17 protein-coding genes are annotated in these 18270 nt (G+C 38.3%); 10 read left to right on the forward strand and 7 right to left on the reverse strand.

Annotated features, from left to right (window positions below; all coding sequences use genetic code 11):
* The first annotated feature begins 43 nt into the window (after positions 1–43).
* The 7 genes from D1B32_RS15975 (at position 44) to D1B32_RS16005 (ending at position 7026) form a co-directional block, all read left to right on the forward strand.
* Positions 44–1354 carry an O-acetylhomoserine aminocarboxypropyltransferase/cysteine synthase family protein gene (locus D1B32_RS15975; protein ID WP_118889884.1) on the forward strand — a complete coding sequence of 437 codons (1311 nt, stop codon included), beginning with the start codon at positions 44–46 and terminating at the stop codon, positions 1352–1354.
* A gap of 32 nt (positions 1355–1386) precedes the next feature.
* Entirely contained in the window at positions 1387–1749 is a 363-nt protein-coding gene (locus tag D1B32_RS15980; RefSeq protein WP_118889885.1) for a NifB/NifX family molybdenum-iron cluster-binding protein, read from the forward strand.
* Positions 1750–1778: 29 nt separating this feature from the next.
* The gene (locus D1B32_RS15985; RefSeq protein ID WP_095310765.1) at positions 1779–2555 is read left to right on the forward strand and encodes an ATP-binding cassette domain-containing protein; all 777 of its coding nucleotides are present in this window, start codon (positions 1779–1781) and stop codon (positions 2553–2555) included.
* Between the two features lie 88 nt (positions 2556–2643).
* Entirely contained in the window at positions 2644–3768 is a 1125-nt protein-coding gene (locus tag D1B32_RS15990) for an LLM class flavin-dependent oxidoreductase (RefSeq protein WP_118889886.1), read from the forward strand.
* 18 nt (positions 3769–3786) lie between these two features.
* Entirely contained in the window at positions 3787–4746 is a 960-nt protein-coding gene (locus D1B32_RS15995) for an aliphatic sulfonate ABC transporter substrate-binding protein (protein WP_118889887.1), read from the forward strand.
* A 152-nt stretch (positions 4747–4898) separates the two neighbouring features.
* A complete protein-coding gene (locus D1B32_RS16000) occupies positions 4899–5678 on the forward strand; it encodes an ABC transporter permease subunit (protein ID WP_240033813.1) in 780 nt (259 codons plus the stop codon).
* Between the two features lies 1 nt (position 5679).
* Complete coding sequence (locus tag D1B32_RS16005) at positions 5680–7026, forward strand: LLM class flavin-dependent oxidoreductase (protein WP_205126990.1); 1347 nt, start codon at positions 5680–5682, stop codon at positions 7024–7026.
* A gap of 94 nt (positions 7027–7120) precedes the next feature.
* Here the strand turns inward: D1B32_RS16005 and D1B32_RS16010 are convergent, their stop codons facing one another.
* The 4 genes from D1B32_RS16010 to D1B32_RS16025 all read right to left on the reverse strand — a co-directional run bounded on the left by D1B32_RS16010 (position 7121) and on the right by D1B32_RS16025 (position 10283).
* Positions 7121–7882 carry an ABC transporter permease gene (locus tag D1B32_RS16010; protein ID WP_118889888.1) on the reverse strand — a complete coding sequence of 254 codons (762 nt, stop codon included), beginning with the start codon at positions 7880–7882 and terminating at the stop codon, positions 7121–7123.
* Positions 7879–8610, reverse strand: coding sequence for an ABC transporter ATP-binding protein (locus D1B32_RS16015; RefSeq protein WP_118889889.1), 732 nt, complete (start codon positions 8608–8610; stop codon positions 7879–7881). The genes D1B32_RS16010 and D1B32_RS16015 overlap by 4 nt, the downstream gene beginning before the upstream one ends.
* Positions 8611–8808: 198 nt before the next feature.
* Complete coding sequence (locus D1B32_RS16020) at positions 8809–9675, reverse strand: YitT family protein (RefSeq protein WP_095310755.1); 867 nt, start codon at positions 9673–9675, stop codon at positions 8809–8811.
* Positions 9676–9821: 146 nt separating this feature from the next.
* The gene (locus tag D1B32_RS16025) at positions 9822–10283 is read right to left on the reverse strand and encodes an SRPBCC family protein (RefSeq protein ID WP_118889890.1); all 462 of its coding nucleotides are present in this window, start codon (positions 10281–10283) and stop codon (positions 9822–9824) included.
* A 157-nt stretch (positions 10284–10440) separates the two neighbouring features.
* Between D1B32_RS16025 and D1B32_RS16030 the strand changes: the two genes are divergently transcribed.
* On the forward strand, positions 10441–10641 hold the full coding sequence (locus tag D1B32_RS16030) for an alpha/beta-type small acid-soluble spore protein (protein WP_095310751.1): 201 nt from the start codon (positions 10441–10443) through the stop codon (positions 10639–10641).
* A gap of 111 nt (positions 10642–10752) precedes the next feature.
* On the opposite strand, the gene D1B32_RS16035 is transcribed toward D1B32_RS16030, so the two are convergent.
* Positions 10753–11847 (reverse strand): branched-chain amino acid aminotransferase, encoded by a 1095-nt coding sequence (locus tag D1B32_RS16035; RefSeq protein ID WP_095310749.1) that lies wholly within the window; start codon positions 11845–11847, stop codon positions 10753–10755.
* A gap of 144 nt (positions 11848–11991) precedes the next feature.
* On the opposite strand from D1B32_RS16035, the gene D1B32_RS16040 reads away from it, so the two are divergent.
* On the forward strand, positions 11992–12771 hold the full coding sequence (locus tag D1B32_RS16040; RefSeq protein ID WP_118889891.1) for an HAD family hydrolase: 780 nt from the start codon (positions 11992–11994) through the stop codon (positions 12769–12771).
* A 50-nt stretch (positions 12772–12821) separates the two neighbouring features.
* Here the strand turns inward: D1B32_RS16040 and serA are convergent, their stop codons facing one another.
* Both serA and D1B32_RS16050 read right to left on the reverse strand, forming a co-directional pair.
* Positions 12822–14408, reverse strand: a complete 1587-nt coding sequence (serA, locus tag D1B32_RS16045) for a phosphoglycerate dehydrogenase (protein ID WP_095310744.1) — start codon at positions 14406–14408, stop codon at positions 12822–12824.
* Positions 14405–15565 carry a pyridoxal-phosphate-dependent aminotransferase family protein gene (locus D1B32_RS16050; protein WP_118889892.1) on the reverse strand — a complete coding sequence of 387 codons (1161 nt, stop codon included), beginning with the start codon at positions 15563–15565 and terminating at the stop codon, positions 14405–14407. Before D1B32_RS16050 ends, serA begins: the two co-directional genes overlap by 4 nt.
* Positions 15566–15904: 339 nt before the next feature.
* On the opposite strand from D1B32_RS16050, the gene ilvD reads away from it, so the two are divergent.
* The gene (gene ilvD, locus D1B32_RS16055; RefSeq protein WP_118889893.1) at positions 15905–17587 is read left to right on the forward strand and encodes a dihydroxy-acid dehydratase; all 1683 of its coding nucleotides are present in this window, start codon (positions 15905–15907) and stop codon (positions 17585–17587) included.
* Positions 17588–18270 lie beyond the last annotated feature (683 nt).

An 18270-nucleotide genomic window follows, 5' to 3' on the forward strand; every position in this document is an offset into this window, starting at 1 on the left:
ATTAGTTTTGCTGCCATTAAATAATGAAAAGGAGATATAAAAAATGACGAATGAACATGATGGTATTTTAAATTTTAATACTATTGCACAGCACGGGGGGCAAGAACTTGATGCGGTAACACATTCTAGGGCTGTACCTATCTATCAAACAACATCCTATGGATTTGAAAGCACAGATCATGCTGCGTCCCTATTTCAAATGCAGGGGGAAGGATATATTTATTCACGTAATGCGAACCCAACTAACCGGGTCCTTGAAAAACGCCTAGCAGGGTTAGAGGGTGGTGTGGATGCATTTGCAGTTTCTTCTGGACAGTCAGCCATCACAATCGCTTTATTAACACTTGCAAAAGTAGGAGATGAGATTGTGACAACAAATGCATTATACGGTGGAACGTACAATCTTTTCTCTGAAACGTTTAAACGTTTTGGTGTAACGGTTCGTTTCGTTGATGGAACAAATTTCTCAGAAATAACCAATGCGATTAATGCAAATACAAAGGCAATTTTTACGGAGACAATTGGGAATCCTGGGCTGCAAATAGCTGATATCGAAAAATTAAGCCAAATAGCTGATGAACACGGTATACCTTTAGTTGTAGATTCTACTTTCACGACACCGTATCTCCAATGCCCGATCGCATTTGGAGCAGATATTGTTATTCATTCGACAACGAAATTTATTGGTGGGCATGGAACATCGATTGGCGGAATCATTATCGATGCAGGAAAGTTTAACTGGGCAAATGGTAACTTTCCAGAATTTACAACACCCAAAGGTTCACTAAATAACCAATCATATGTGGAACTGACTAGTGAAAGTGCTTTTATTTCAAAAGCTAGATTTGAGTTAGGGCATGATCTTGGAACAGCCTTATCTCCTTTTAATGGTTGGTTATTTATTCAAGGGCTTCAATCACTGCCGCTTCGAATGAAACAGCATGTCGAAAATACGAAACAGATTGCTGCGTATTTAAATGAGCATGAACTGGTAACATGGGTAAACTACCCTAGTTTAAAAGGAGATGGCCAATTTGAGCTTGCGGAAACTTATTTACCTCATGGAGCAGGAGCAATCTTTACATTTGGCATAAAAGGAGGACTTGAAGCGGCAAAAACGTTTATCCAATCGGTAAAGCTTTTATCACATGTCGCTAATGTAGGTGATTCAAAAACACTTGTTATCCATCCGGCAAGTACTACTCACTCTAGATTATCACCAGAAGAGCAGCGAATTACCGGTGTTACACCAGAATTAATTCGAATATCGGTCGGATTAGAAGATGCTGAGGATATAAAAGCTGATATTAATTCCGCTTTACGGAAAAGCCTGGGAGCTAGTTTTGTAGAATAAAGAAAAATACAAAGAAGTGAGGAGAGAAAAGTATGATTATTGCTGCAGTACTGGATGAAAGGAAGTTTATCGTACCAATTGTGGAAGGAAAGGTTTTACGGATTTATAATTCAAAAACTAAACAGGTTGCAGACTATGAAAATCCAGCTGTACATTTAAAAGAAGGAAGGCGGGGTGCAGCATTAAAATTTGCTGAAAAGCAAGGTGTGGAGGCATTCGTTGCCCCACCACAGACATTCTGTGAACTGTCATATGAAAAAGCTAGAAATGATGGTATTCAGTTTTTTCAGTTAAGCAATTCAATCTCATTTGACCAATTTGAAGATAGAATTAAGACCAATTTACTTTTGCATCAATCAGAGTTGCCAGAAAATGAAATTGCTCCTAGTTTTTAAAAATGAATGAGAAGGAGGCTCTCTCTAGAATGACAAATTTAGGTGTCGAATTGGAAATCAACCAACTCGAAAAATCCTTTGGACATTTAGAAGTATTGCGTGAAGTTGATCTACGTATCAATCCTGGTGAATTTATTGCAATTGTTGGAAAGAGTGGATGCGGAAAAAGTACCTTGCTTAGACATATTGCTGGCCTTGAGAAAGCAACCACTGGAGAGGTTAAGCAGGATGATATCCTATTAGATGGTTTAAATAAACAGGCACGAATTATGTTTCAAGATGCTCGGTTATTGCCTTGGTTAACAGTTCTGGAGAATGTTGGAGTTGGATTAGGTTTAAAGAAAGAATGGATGGAACAAGCGAAGTGGGCTTTACAACAAGTCGGCTTAGAAGAGAGGGCAAAAGAGTGGCCAGCCGTTTTATCAGGAGGACAAAAGCAACGGATTGCTTTAGCTAGAGCATTGGCATCAAAACCAAAATTGATGCTTCTTGATGAACCATTGGGAGCGCTTGATGCGTTGACTAGGTTAGAAATGCAGTTACTTATTGAGGAACTTTGGTTGAAACAGAAATTTACAACGATTCTGGTTACTCATGATATGAGTGAGGCAATTAAGCTTGCGGACCGTGTTATTTTAATTGAAAACGGTTCGGTGAAACTGGATTTGCGAATAGATCTCCCAAGACCAAGAACTCGATCAAATCCAAAATTTGCAAAGTTAGAAGAAGAACTTTTATCGAGTGTACTTGGAAAACAAAAGCTTGATTTACAGGAACACAGGATGAGAAAAGTTGGAAATGAATAACTTTACTATGTGATTGATTGCAGTTTTATTCTTATATCAACGGCTTTGAAAAAAGAAGTTAAATATATAACATTGTGGAGGTTTTAACATGGTTGAATTTATTACAATGGCACCAACATCAGGCGATGGGGAGTTTGTTGGCGCATCCAGCAATAATGCTTCACGCAGAAAAGTGAACCCTTGGACAGGGACAGATGAAAGTTCGGAAAGACTGCCTACATTTGAATATATTAGGGATATTGCACAAGCAGCAGAAAAAGGAGGATTCTCAACATTGTTATTGCCAACAGGTGGAGGGTGCCTGGATTCCCTAGTTGTTGCAGCTAATTTGATCGGTCAGACAGATCGCTTAAAATTTCTTTTTGCGATTCGCCCGGGTTCGATTCAACCATCTATATTTGCTAAACAGTTTGCTACAGTAGATTATTGGTCAAGAGGAAGAGCGCTCGTTAATGTGGTAACAGGAGGTTCTCCAGTGGATTTAGCTGCTGATGGTGATTTTTTGGATCATGGAACAAGATACCGGAGAACTCGGGAGTATATTCAAGTATTGAAACGACTATTTACAGAAGAAACCGTTAATCATGAAGGTGAATTTTATAAACTTCAAGGATCAACATTATTTCCAAAGCCTGAAGCTATACCAAAAATATATTTTGGTGGCGCATCAAATGTTGGTAAGGACGTAGCAGCAGCGGAGTCTGATGTTTATATGTTATGGGGGGAAACACTGGAAAATACGAAAGAACGAATTAACGAAATGAAGAAACGGACAGCAGCTTACAATCGGGAATTGAGTTATAGTGTTTCTTTTCAAGTTGTATTAGGTCAGACAGAAGAAGAAGCTTATAAGAATGCTGATAGACTGCTCACAAAGGCTGAAATTGATTTGTTAAACGAGAAAAAGCAGGCAACAGCAAAAGGTGATTCCGTTGGTGTAAAAAGGCTGCACCAATTAATGGAAGAAGGGCGAGAAAATAATTTTAAGATTGGCCCTAATTTGTGGGCGGGACTGACCCAGGTATTGTCTGGAAATTCGATTGCACTCGTTGGAACGCCAGATCAGGTTGCAGCACGGATTGTGGAATTTGCTGATTTAGGATTCGATAAAGTATTGTTACGGGGTTTCCCGCATTTAGAAACAATACAAGAAATAGGTGAAAAGGTTATACCCAAGGTGCATGAGATTATTAGCATACGGCAAACAGTATAGGTGAGAGGAGTATATAAAATGGATTATTTTTCGAAAAGGAACATGTTCATTTTGTTCAGTATATTATTGCTATCCGTTCTATTTGCAGGGTGCAGTGCGATTGCAGGTTCCTCGGATGAAATTAAAATCGGTTATCAGAAAAATGGCACAACACTGACTCTAAAGAATGATGGGGAGCTTCAAAAAGAACTTGAAGATCTAGGTTATACAGTTACTTGGTCGGAGTTTAATACTGGTAGCTCAATTCTTGAAGCATTAAATTCTGGAAGTATTGACTTTGCAGGAGCCGGGGATATTCCGTCTATTTTTGCTTTAGATAAAGGAAGTGACTTTAAATATATTGCTAGTGAACCATCTGCCCCAACATCGGAGGGGATTTTAGTAAGCGAAAATTCCGATATACAGTCTCTTGAAGATTTAAAAGGGAAGAAGGTTGCTTATAATAACGCATCGATTGCTCAATATTTATTAACGAAATCGCTTCACGCTGTCGATTTATCGATTGATGATATTGAATCTGTCATTCTTAATCCACCAGATGCTAGTCTTGCTTTTGAAAAAGGAGAGGTAGATGCATGGGTTGTTTGGGATCCATATTTAGCTGATGCTGAATCTAGAGGGAATGTGGTTTTACAGACAGCAGAAGATATTGTTCCATACAGATCATTTTACTTTGCGACTTCTGAGATAACCGAGGAAGCTACTGAGGTAGTCGAATTATTCATTGAACACTTATCACAAGTTGGCAAGAGTATTGATGCGGATCCTACTGAAGCAGCTGAGCTATTAGAAGAAGCGACCAAAATTCCTTCGGCCACATGGGGAACGGTCTTAGCAAGAAAACAATCCAATGTACAGTTTATAGACAATCAAGCAATAGAAGATTTACAAGTCGAAGCAAAAGATTTATTAGACATTGGGTTAATTAATAATGAAATAGACTTCACAGAGAACATTTGGTATCCAGAAAATGAATAATTAAAATCAGTTAATTAATGGCTAGCTTAGCAGATAGGAAAGTATAGACCTTCCTATCTGCATAAGTGAAATCTAGGTGTGTACCACCAAACATTCTATTCATAGTTCATAAGTTCACGGATGAATTATGTAAGTAAAAGGAAGTGAAAAAAGTGAAAGAAAAAACTAGTAGTTTTTATGACCGAATAGCCCCGTGGATAATTCCGGTAGCATTGTTATTGGGTTGGCAGTTATTTACAATGAACAGGTCAATTTCAGGCAGCATATTGCCTCCCCCTTTGGAAGTTGTTCAAGCGGGTGCTCAAATGGCTGTGAATGGAGATCTGTGGACTCATATTTTTATTAGCTTTAACCGTGCATTAACCGGTTTTGTAATCGGTGGTGGATTAGGGTTAATTTTTGGTTTATTAAATGGAATATATCCGATTGCGGAGAAACATTTAGACACTACCGTTCAAATGTTCCGTAATATCCCACATTTAGCTTTAATTCCACTTATTATATTATGGTTTGGGGTTGGTGAAGAGCCCAAAGTTATTTTGGTAGCTATTGGTGTCTTTTTTCCAATTTATATAAACACGTATCACGGCATTCGTTCGGTTGATAAGGGGCTAATTGAAATGGGGAATGTTTATCGATTATCAAGGCAGAAGCTTTTTTCAAAAATTGTACTGAGGGGAGCACTGCCATCTATTTTAGTTGGAATTCGATATGCACTGGGAACAATGTGGGTAACGTTAATCGTAGCAGAAACAGTAGCAGCTTCCTCTGGAATTGGTTACATGTCAAATAATGCCCGAGAATTTATGCAACTTGATATCGTTGTTCTAGCGATATTACTATACGCACTTTTAGGGAAGCTGGCAGATTCTCTTGCAAAGCTATTAGAGAGCAGACTCCTAAAGTGGAATCCAGTTTATCAAAAGAAATAGTATGAAAGGATTGAAAACAGTGGAGAAAAAACAGATAGCTTTAGGTGTTTTTCTTATGGGAACAGGTCATCATATGGCCTCATGGAGACACCCAGATGTTCCAGCCGATGGATTTGAGGATTTTAACTTTTATCGTGAAGTTGCTGAAATTGCTGAGAAAGGAAAGCTAGATATGATTTTTTTAAGTGATGGTCTTTCTTTTCATCGATTATCACACCCTGCAGAATTAGTAAGGCTAGATCCGCTTACACTTCTTCCTGCATTAGCTGCTGTTACAAAAAAAATTGGTCTTGCAGCTACAGCATCAACAACATACAATGAGCCATTTCATCTAGCTAGAAAATTTGCTTCACTAGATCATATAAGCAATGGAAGATCAGCATGGAATGTGGTGACGTCCTATTATGAGCACGAAGCAAGCAATTTTAGTAAGAAGGAACATTTAGCGCATGACCTACGCTATGAACGAGCAGGTGAATTTGTCGAAGTCGTGAAAGGTTTATGGGATAGTTGGGAAGACGGAGTACTTATTCGTGATAAAGAATCTGGTGTTTACTTTAATTCTGATAAGTTGCATTCATTGAATCATGAAGGAAAGCATTTTTCTGTAAAAGGACCATTAAATGCATCGCGTTCACCGCAAGGTCATCCAGTTATCGTTCAGGCGGGGTCTTCAGAAGATGGCACAACGCTTGCGGCCCAGACAGCGGATGTTATTTTCACAGCACAGCAGACGCTTGAAGGGGCACAACAATTTTATAAAAAAGTAAAGAAAAAGGTAATTGCCTCTGGAAGAAAACCGGATGAAGTAAAAATTATGCCAGGTGTTTCCCCTTTTATAGGCAGGACAGAGGCTGAGGCTAAAGAGAAATATGAGCAATTACAAGACCTGATTGTTTCAGAGATTGGACTTGATTTCTTATCCGATTATCTTGGTGGTATGGATTTCTCAAATCTTTCACTTGATGATCAACTTCCGGATGAAATCCCGAAAACGAATGGAAACCAAAGCAGAAGAGAATTAATAATTGAACTGGCGAGGCGAGAAAACTTAACAATTAGGGAGCTTTATAAACGAATTGCTGGTGCAAGAGGACATTTCACGATATTCGGTACACCGGAACAGATTGCAGACCAATTAGAAGCTTGGATTGTAGCTGAAGGTGCGGATGGTTTTAATTTGATGCCTCAATATTTACCTGGTGGCTTAAGCGAATTTGTTGAACAAGTTATTCCAATACTTCAACAGCGCGGGCTATTTAGAAAGGAATATGATTACAGTACACTTCGGGGCCATTTAGGTTTGTTAATGCCGGAGTCTAAATATTCAGCATTAAAAACCAGATAATATGTAGAGGCATGTCTGCTGCATGCCTCTATAATTTCCGTTCATAATAACATTCAAACACGAGGTTAAATTATAAAAGCTACTGCGAATCAGTTTAAGTATTCTTATCATTCTTCAACAATTGCATCCGATTGTTAAATAGACTTGGATAGGATAAGAATCCTAGCATGGCACTTGTAACGACAGCAGAAGTTAAAACTAGAAAAAGAATAAGTAATTGAAATTGTACAGCTTGTATAGGATCTGCACCCGCAATGATTTGTCCACTCATCATTCCAGGAAGCTGAACGAGCCCAATTGTTTTCTGGCTTTCAATTGTCGGTATTGTACTTGCTTGAATCGATGTAATAAGTTGTTTATGAATTGCTTGCTTTGGTGTTCCGCCAAGGGATAGAATTAGCTCTGCTTTATCTTGATGGGTATCAATTTCAGCTGTAAACCGATTAAGAAATAGAATCGAAAGCACCATCGAATTCCCGATCATCATACCACTAATGGGAATAATATATTGAGCCGTGGGTGGTATAATGTGGAACCCGAGTAAAATACTTTGAGTTAATACTTCGATGAAAACATATGTCGAAACGAGTTTCCATGTAATCCCTTTTATCGTAACACCTTTTTTCCTTGCATTATGTGTTGCAGCAAAAATCATCAACATAATCATGAGTATGATAAAGATCATACTTTCTGAGTCAAATACGAATTGTAGAACATAGCCAACTGCTAATAATTGTATCGTTGAGCGAATCACTGCGACAATGGTATCTTTTTCTAATCCTAGATTAAGCGTTTTTGATAATAAAATTGGTATCAAGACGAAAATAAGAGCTAAGGCTAATGTCAAATAGCTCATACATTAACCCCCTCTACAAATTGTTTTACTCTTTCATCTTGAGGGTTATCCAGAAGGCTAGTTTCTCCAGTTTCAACAACTTCTCCGTTCATCATCACCCATGTATAATCCCCAACTGATAAGGCCTGCTGTAAATTGTGGGTAATCCATATAATTGTTGTACGATATTTCTGGTTAATTTTCACAATCAATTCCTCAATATCTTGTTGTGAAACACGGTCAAGTGAAGAAGTAATCTCATCAAGCAATAAAACTTTTGGTCGATTTACAAGCGTCCTCGCTACTGAAACTTTTTGTCGCTGTCCACCAGATAAATCCTTGACATTTCGATATAAAAATTCTTCATCTAAGCGAACATCGCGCAGTAATTCCTTTGCTTTTTCCTCTTTTAACTGTTTACCTTGTAATGATAAAGGCAGGGCTAAGTTTGAAAAAACCGTACCACTTATCATAGTTGCACTTTGTAATGCTAACCCGATATTGCGACGTAATGTGGTTGGTTCATAATCCGTAATCGGTTTATTTTTAATATAAATTTCACCGGATTTTGGTGATATAAGTCCATTACATAATCTAAATAATGTTGTTTTACCAGCGCCTGAAGGTCCAACCAATGTTGTTATTTTCCCTTCAGGAAAGGAGCCGGTAATATCCTTTAAAATATGTACGTCTCCATCAAAATAATTCACATGGTTTAACTGAATTACTGTATTGTTGCTTGCTGTCATTGTGCTCCACCTTTTTTCATAATAGAGGCCGGTCTTAATTTTCTTTTAAACACGCTTAATAAATCGTTCCCTAATAACAAGGTTTATAATTGTGACAATACTTATTATCGTTTATTTTTAATAATGATGCTAAAATTATGCACATAAAAGAGAAGTGAACTTAAAGAAGGCACGCTACAGTGCATGCCACTAGAAACCTTATAATTTTTGACCATAATAACGATCTAGAGAAAAACCGCGGCCTAAAATTTCAGATGCATTAATAAAAATAACAAAAGTTGAAGGAGCTTCTTTTTGCAACAGTTTTTTCAGCTGCACGGCCTCTTGTTGTTCAGTTACACAGAGAATCATTGTCTTATCAAGGTTAGAATAGCCGCCGACAGATCGAACTTTCGTTAAACCACGGTCGATTCCTTCATGAATAAGAGTTTGAATTTTTTCTTCTTCATCGGTAATGATTAAAATTAACTTTGTCGCTGTTGTTCGTAATTGAACAAAATCAATTGCTTTTCCACTAATGTAGATAGCTAATAGCGCAAATAAAGTGAGTTCTAAACTAAATACGATGATGGAGGCAATTACGACAAGCCCGTCCACAATAAATTGAGAATACCCGCTTGATATACCGGTGAACTTCTTTACGATTTGTGCGATTGCTGCCGTTCCACCTGTTGATCCATTTCCTTTATAAACAATACCTAGTCCAATACCGAGTAAGATTCCACCGTAAAGAGCTCCTAGCAGTGGATTCGTAATTTCAATCGGAATATCCGCTGAAAGATAAATAATCAAAGGAACCCAAAATGTACCTAGCAGTGTTTTGAAGCTGAAGTCTTTACCTAACGCAAACCAGCCAATAAAGAAGATTGGTATGTTAATCACGAGTTGAACAAGTGCTGGACTTAGTGCGTATATTTCAAATAGGATGGTGCTAATTCCTGATATACCACCTGCCGCAAGCTTTGCTGGCAGAAAAAATGTGTTATAAGAAAGTCCGACAAGTGTGGCGCCAAGGATAATATAGATATATTCCATCATTGATTTATTCTGTTTTAATTTTTTCATTCGCTTATTTCCTTTCCGTTTCAACCTAACCTTATTTACTTTATCATTTGCGAGCATTAGAGTAAATAGCATATAACTAAGCGTTGGTCAAAAGGAAAGGGTATATAAAAACACGGATTCAAGTTGAACCCGTGTAAGCTATCTTATTATACAGTTGCTGTCATTTTTTCCGTTTCAGCGATTTTTGCCGCAACTTTCTCTGTGAATTCTTTGCCGATTTTTGGTAAGACTGTTTTTAATACGGGATTGATCATCGCTCCCATCATGCCTTTAACCGTAATATTTAAGCTTCCGGTTATTTGTGTTTTTGCTTGGGATAAGGGAGTTGCTTTAAAATATCCGTCACCTACCCAGCTTTCGCTTGAACCACTTAATTCAAATATAATGTGTGATGGTTCTGTCCATTCAGTAATCCGGACTTTCACACGTACATCTTTTTGAACTACTCCAATATCACCGTGTAATTTCCATGTTGATTGACGCTCATTAATAATTTCATGTTCCGTATATCCTGGAACAAGGGGCGCCCAGTTATTCATGTCACTAACAAAATTCCAAATCCTTTTACTTGGCATATCTAATTCGACATGATGGATGCTTTGTGCCATGCGTACTGACCTCCTTTGCCTATGTAATGAATACATGCAAATTTAATATATGATGCAAATGCCATTTTTAGACTAAGTAGTATAGAAATAACCTTAACTATTCATAATAAAATGGAGCAGTTTAATTCTGTTCAACTACACCGAGGAGTGATCGATGATGGCTCGTAACAACAGAAATCAATTGTTAGTGCCTGGTGCGGAAAATGCAGTGGACAACATGAAGGAAGAAATTGCAAATGAGTTCAAAGTAGAACTTGGAGCTGATACAACTGCACGTGAAAACGGTTCGGTGGGTGGCGAGATGGTCAAACGAATGATCAAAATCGCTGAGGAAAGTATGGTTAATAAACGTAATTAGTTGGTAGTAATTGAGGATACCCGGTTATATAGTTGGGTATCCTTTTTTAGCATAGGTATAGGATAGTTTTTTTCAAAAAGAAACCGGCAGAATGCCGATTTCTTTTTGAAATTATTGTTTTACAGCGCTTTTTGCTTCAACTTTCTCAATCCAGTTAAACGGATCCTCTAATTTTCCATATTGGATGCCAGTTATTGTGTCATAAACCTTTTGGGAAACTTCCCCAGTTTTTCCTCCGTTAATTACCATATCCTTACCTTCCCATGACAATTGCGCGATAGGGGAGATAACAGCGGCAGTTCCGGAACCAAATGCTTCTTCTAATAAACCTTCTTGATGCGCCTGATATAGTTCATCCATAGAAATTCGACGTTCTGATACTGGTATATTCCAATGTTTAAGAAGTTCAATTACAGAATCTCTAGTTATGCCAGCAAGAATACTTCCGTTAAGCTTTGGTGTTACAACTTCTCCATTGATTTTGAAGAATACGTTCATGCTACCAACTTCCTCAATATACTTTTGTTCGACACCATCTAACCAAAGTACCTGGGCGAACCCGCCTTTAGCAACATCCTCCTGTGCTTTTAAGCTAGCAGCATAGTTTCCACCGGTTTTTGCTTCACCAGTACCGCCTTTAACCGCACGAACGTACTTGTTTTCAACAGCAATCTTAACAGGGTTAATCCCTTCTTTGTAGTAAGCGCCAACTGGGGATAGAATAACGATAAATTTATAATTGCGTGATGGTGCAACACCAAGATAGGGCTCTGTTGAAATAATAAATGGTCGAATATAAAGCGATGTTCCATCAGCGTCAGGAACCCAGTCTTTATCCATTGCTACAAGCTGTTTAATTGCCTTTAATCCGAATTCCTCATCAATAGGCGGAATGCAAAGTCGGTCACTTGAACGGTTTAATCGTTCCAAATTCTTTTCTGGTCTAAACAATTGTACATCTCCGTCTTCCGTGCGAAATGCTTTTAATCCCTCGAAAACGGATTGCCCGTAATGGAATATCATGGAAGAAGGATCGATCATTAGAGGTTGATATGGTACAATGCTCGCATTATGCCACCCTAATGGATCAGAATAATCCATCACAAACATATGATCTGTAAAAGCTCTGCCGAAAATAAGCTGATCAGAATTGGGCTTCTCTTTTTTTGTTTCACTTAGTTGTAAGCGAATTGTTTTGTCTTCCATATCAATTATCTCCTTGTTCTAAAAGTTTCTATATATCATAATAGATATTTAGAATTTGTGCAAGACTTAATTTTTAATTAATTTTGTTAAGTTAGTTTTATTTCGATATGTTAAAATGAAAAAAAGGTTTAAAGGAGATGAAAAATGATTAAAGCAGTAATTTTTGACTTAGATGATACATTGCTTTGGGATGAAAAAAGTGTTAAACACGCTTTTGAAAGGACTTGTGAGCTGGCAGTTAAGAAATATGGTCTCAACCCAGATGAGCTGGAAGCTGCTGTTAGAGAGCATGCTAGAAAGCTTTATGCTTCGTACGATACATATGAATTTACACAAATGATCGGAATTAATCCATTTGAGGGACTTTGGGCGAATTTCTTGGATGAAGGGGAGGACTTTGCTAAATTGAAGGAAATTGCTCCCCTGTATCGTAGGGAAGCATGGACAGCAGGGCTAAAATCGCTAGGTGTTGATGATCCTGAATTTGGCTTGGAGCTAGCAGAAGCTTTCCCGCGGGAGCGAAAGAAAACAGCACTTTTATTTGATGATACGATTCAAGTACTGGATAAATTGAAAGGGCACTATCAACTGCTCATGTTAACGAATGGATCTCCAGAGTTACAAAATACAAAACTGACACTAACACCGGAATTAGTTGCCTATTTTGATCAAATCGTGATCTCTGGTGACTTTGGAAAAGGAAAACCGGATCCAACGATTTTTGAGCATACTTTAAAATTGCTTTCGCTCGATAAAGGTGAAGTAGTCATGGTCGGTGACAACCTGAATACTGATATACTTGGAGCAAAAAGGGCTGGGATAACATCTGTATGGTTAAATCGACATGACAGAAAACCAGTAGATGTTAAACCAACGTATGAAATCACAAACTTATTAGAGCTTTTGCCAATTCTTGAAGATTAGGTAATACACAAAAGCACACCGTCCAAAAATAGAGGTGTGCTTTTAATCTGCTATAAATCAATCGATGTTACTTCTTTAATCTCCTCAAGACTCTTTAATTCTTCCATTGCTTCTGTTTCTAAATGTTTATCGATCGTCAGTACCATGATTGCATTCCCGCCGATATCTGAACGGTCTACTTGCATCGTAGCAATATTTATTTGATGCTTTGCAATGGTGCTTCCCATTCGACCAATAACACCAGGCTGGTCAACATGCTGGATAACAACAAGGTGACCTTCTGGAGTAACGTCAATACTATATTCGTCGACTTTCACAATCCGCGGTCCAAATCCATTCAGCAAGGTACCGGCAACTTTACGTGTTCCTGATTTGCTCTTTACTTCTACTGTGATTAAATTCGTAAATCCTTTTGTTGAAGAGGTTTTATTTTCATTAACGATAATTCCTTTTTTATTTGCAAGATATAATGCATTGACGTCATTTACGTGATCACCTAAGTGACGTTTTAAAATCCCTTTAATTGTGTTGCGTGTTAATGGTGCTACTTCCATATCGGATAGGTCACCAGAATAGGAGATATTAATTTCTTCTGCTACATCCTTCGTCAAATCAATTAAGAAAACTCCTAATTTCTCAGCTAAATGGAAATAAGGTTCAATTTTATGCATCAGCTCACTTGGAACAGAGGGAAGGTTGACTGGATTTTTCACGACATCTCCATTCAAAAAGCTGAGCACGTCGTGACTGACATCAACAGCTACAATTTCCTGTGCTTCAATGGTGCTTGCACCTAAATGTGGTGTCGCTACTACTTCTGGCAGTTCTAATAATTTATGATCGATAAAAGGCTCTTCTTCAAAGACATCTAATGCGGCCCCAGCCACTTTTTTTGAAATAATTGCATCATATAATGCATCTTCATCAATAATTCCACCGCGTGCACAATTTATAATGTGAACCCCTGGCTTCATGCGTTCAAAGGCTTCAGCGTTAATAAGATGTCTTGTCTCTTTCATCAATGGCGTATGAACTGTAATAAAGTCAGCTTGCTCAATAACCTCTTCTAGTGTCCCATAACCAATACCCATTTTATCTGCTTTTTCTTTTGTTAAAAATGGGTCATAGGCAATGACGTTCATACGCTGACCTTTTGCACGGAAAGCAACTTCTGCACCAATTCTACCTAGACCAACTACACCAAGTGTCTTATTTTTTAGTTCTACACCGACATATTTTTTACGGTCCCACTTTTTATGTTTTAATGCATGGTACGCTTGTGGAATATTTCTTGATAGTGACATAAGCATCGCAATTGTATGCTCTGCTGCTGAATTGGTATTTCCATTTGGCGCATTGACAACGATAATACCATTCTCAGTAGCAGCATCGAGGTCAATATTGTCAACTCCAACACCAGCACGACCAATGATTTTTAACTTTTTAGCTTTATTAATTAATTCACGCGTTACCTGTGTTTGACTTCGAACGAGCAAAGCATCAAATTCGCCGATTCGATCTTCCAGTTCTTCTTTACTTAAATGTGTTTCGATGACAAGATTCATATTCGGCGCTTCACGTAGTGGTCCGATACCATCCTCACTTAGCGGATCACTGATTAAAATGTTAAACATTATGCTAGTACCCCCTGTTGTAAATAAACTTCCTGAGCGGCGCGTATGCCTTGTCCCAACTCAATCTGCTTGCCGATTTTTCTTAAGCTGATTTCTACGATACCGATAATTTGCAGCACATCTGCAGGAGAACAATAGCCCATATGGCCAATTCGGAAAATTTTACCCTGTAGATGCTGCTGCCCGCCAGCAACTGATAAATTAAATTCTTGCTTCATTACTTTTCTTAAATCCTCTGCAGCAAAATCATTCGGTCTAATTGCAGTAACCGTCGGTGAAGCTGCATCATCCGCTGTCAGCAAAGGAATTCCCATTGCTTTAAATGCTGAACGTGTCATTTTTTTCATTAATTCATGTCTTGTATAGACATTTTGCAGACCTTCCTCTTCTACAAGATTCAACACTTGATCTAATCCAAACAATAAGGATAGTGCAGGTGTGAATGGCGTAGAATCATCGGCAAGACTCTTGCGATATTTTCGCAAATCGAGGTAGAAACGGGCTTGTTTGTTTTGCTCAATGATTTTCCATGCTTCTTCACTCACTGTAATAAAAGTTAATCCTGCTGGAAGCATCATTGCTTTTTGTGAGCCTGTAACGAGTACATCAATTCCCCATGCATCTACTTCTGTATCGACTCCGCCAACACAAGAGACACCATCAACAATCACAAGTGCATTCGAATTTTCGTGAACAATTGTACACAATTCTTGAATCGGATTTAATATACCTGTGGAAGTTTCACAATAAGTAGCAAAAACGGCTTTTATATTCGGATGATCCTTTAAGTATGTTTTTATGTATGCTGGATCAAATGCTGCACCCCATTCTACATCGTAGCGCTGTACGGCAACATCATATGCCTGACAAATTTTCACAAAACGATCACCGAAAGCTCCAGTAACAATAACGAGTACCTCATCACCAGGTTTAACTGTATTAACAACAGCAGTTTCAAGTCCTGCTGTACCACTTCCAGAAACAATTAATACGTCTTGTTCTGTTCCGAAAATCGGTTTTAATCTTGGTTTGATTCGCTGGATTAAATCTTTTGTTTCTTTTCCACGATGTCCAATCATCGTTTGGTTCATAGCCCGCTGCACACTTGGTGGAATTGGGCTTGGTCCGGGTATTCTTAATAAATGCTGATCTGCTAGCATGTTGCACTGCTCCTTTTTTTGAGTTTATATGATTCATTTACTCTTGTACGGATGTCATTTTTTGAGAAACGAATTCATTCATATAGCAACCCATATTAGTTATTCAATATAACAAGTATACAACTGTTGTCAACAAATTTTGCGAAGTAATATTTTTCAGTAAAAATAACTGCAATAAATGTAATCGCTTTATGTATGTATGTGGTTGGATCCGTAATTAATTTAACATTGTCCATTTTAATATTTTCATGCTATGAACATTCTGTTTATTTTTACAATTTGATTGAAGTATAGATTGATTAATCATATAATAGTGCGAAAGAAAGGTGGTATCCTCAAATGAGTAAGGATTTGCGAATCAAAAGTAATGCTTTTGACGGAACTATGCGAGCCCCAAATCGTGCAATGCTGCGGGCTGTTGGTGTTTCAGATGAAGATTTTAAAAAACCAATGGTAGGTGTAGCAAGTACTTGGGCGGAAGTAACACCGTGTAATATCCATATTGATGAACTGGCTGTTCGTGCTAAAAAAGGAGTGCGAGAAGCTGGTGGTGTTCCATTGATTTTTAATACGATAACAGTATCTGATGGAATTTCGATGGGGACACAAGGAATGCGATATTCATTACCAAGTCGTGACATAATTGCTGATTCGATTGAAACGGTTGTCGGAGCAGAAAACTTAGATGGACTTGTGGCAATTGGTGCTTGTGATAAAAATATCCCAGGATGCATGATTGCAATCGCGAATTCGAATGTCCCATCCGTTTTTGTTTATGGGGGAACTATCGCACCTGGAACACATCGTGGAAAAGACATTGACATCGTTTCCGTGTTTGAAGGCGTTGGTAAGCATAACAATGGTGATATTGATGATAACGAATTAAAAGCGATTGAATGCAGTGCATGCCCTGGTGCTGGTGCATGTGGAGGAATGTATACTGCTAATACAATGGCTTCGGCCGTAGAAGCAATGGGAATGAGTCTCCCAGGAAGCTCTTCCAATCCAGCAGAATCTAAAGAGAAAGAGGAAGATGTAAAAGCTGCTGGACAAGCTGTTTATTCCATGCTGGAAAACGATATTTATCCTAAAGATATTATGACAAGAGAAGCATTTGAAAATGCGATTACAGTTGTGATGGCACTTGGAGGATCGACCAATGCAATTCTTCACTTGCTTGCAATTGCTCATGCAGCAGAAGTAGATTTAACAATTGATGACTTTAATCGAATGCAGGATAAAGTACCGCATCTTGCAGATTTGAAACCTAGTGGACGTTTTGTGATGCAAGACTTGCATCGAGCAGGCGGGGTGCAAGCAGTTATGAAGCTGCTTCTTGAAAATGGCTATCTGCATGGAGATTGTCTAACGGTGACAGGAAAAACAATCGCTGAAAACCTTGCGGACGCACCATCACTTGCAGATGGTCAGGAAATCATAATGCCTTTTGATAGTCCAAAACGTAAAGATGGACCATTAATTGTTTTAAAAGGGAACTTATCGCCAACAGGAGCTGTTGCTAAAGTATCCGGGGTGAAAGTCACACGTCATACAGGACCGGCACGTGTATTCGATACCGAAAAAGAAGCGACTGCAGCCGTTATGGCGAATGAAATCAAGGATGGAGATGTTCTTGTAATTCGTTATGTGGGGCCTAAAGGCGGACCTGGTATGCCTGAAATGCTCTCCATTTCTAGTATTCTTGTAGGTAAAGGAATGGGTGAATCGGTTGCGCTATTAACCGATGGGCGATTTTCTGGTGGTACACATGGTCTTGTAGTTGGTCATATTTCACCAGAAGCACAAGCAGGTGGTCCAATTGCACTCTTACAAGAAGGTGACATGGTAACTATTGATTCGGGTGAAAAATTAATTTCTGTCGATCTTTCTGAAGCTGATCTGGAGAAACGTCGTAAAGACTGGATAGCCCCACCGTTATACAGTAAAGGGATACTAGGCAAGTACGCACATAATGTTTCCTGTTCATCCAAAGGTGCTGTTACAGATTATTTGAATAGATAACATTCATTGCGAGCGTCTGTTTGAAGACGCTCGTTTTTTAGTAGGTAGAAAACAGATGAAAATATTTTTATCTGCATTAGTGAAAGAAAATTATTTTCCTAAAGGATATGAAAATCCCAAATCTGCTAAGAAAAATTTACAAATCTAAGAGAGCATGAGGCTTCAATGTTGTAAACGCATACAAAAAGACGAACTAAATAAAATTATCTAAAAACTTCTGAAAAACTCTTGACTCTTCCCGGAAAACATTATATGATTGACCGCAATATCAAGAATTCAATTAACAAACCTATTTTTCTGAATAACGAATTATAGTTGTTACTATGAATTTTCAAAATCTTATAACTGTTAGTTTAAAACTAAATACAATAACTCGATGACGAGAAAAAAAGAACATGCCACGTGTATTCACAGAGAGCTGGGGTTGCTGGAAGCCCAGAAATACATATTGTTCTGACATCTTCTCTGAGTGCCGTTTTGAACGGAGCGTAAGAACGATGCTTTTATTAGATTCGGTCAGGTGCAGTTTTTGTGTACCTGTTATCCAAGTAGGCTGATTATCAGCCTGCCGAGGTAGTATTCGTGAGGATGCTATGAACATGGGTGGTACCGTGAAAAGAAGACTCTTTTCTCCCCAATAATTCTGATGTTATGCAGATTATAGGGGAGAGAAGGGTCTTTTT

The sequence above is a fragment of the Oceanobacillus profundus genome (assembly GCF_003515705.1).
GTDB classification, from domain to species: Bacteria; Bacillota; Bacilli; order Bacillales; family Amphibacillaceae; genus Oceanobacillus; species Oceanobacillus profundus.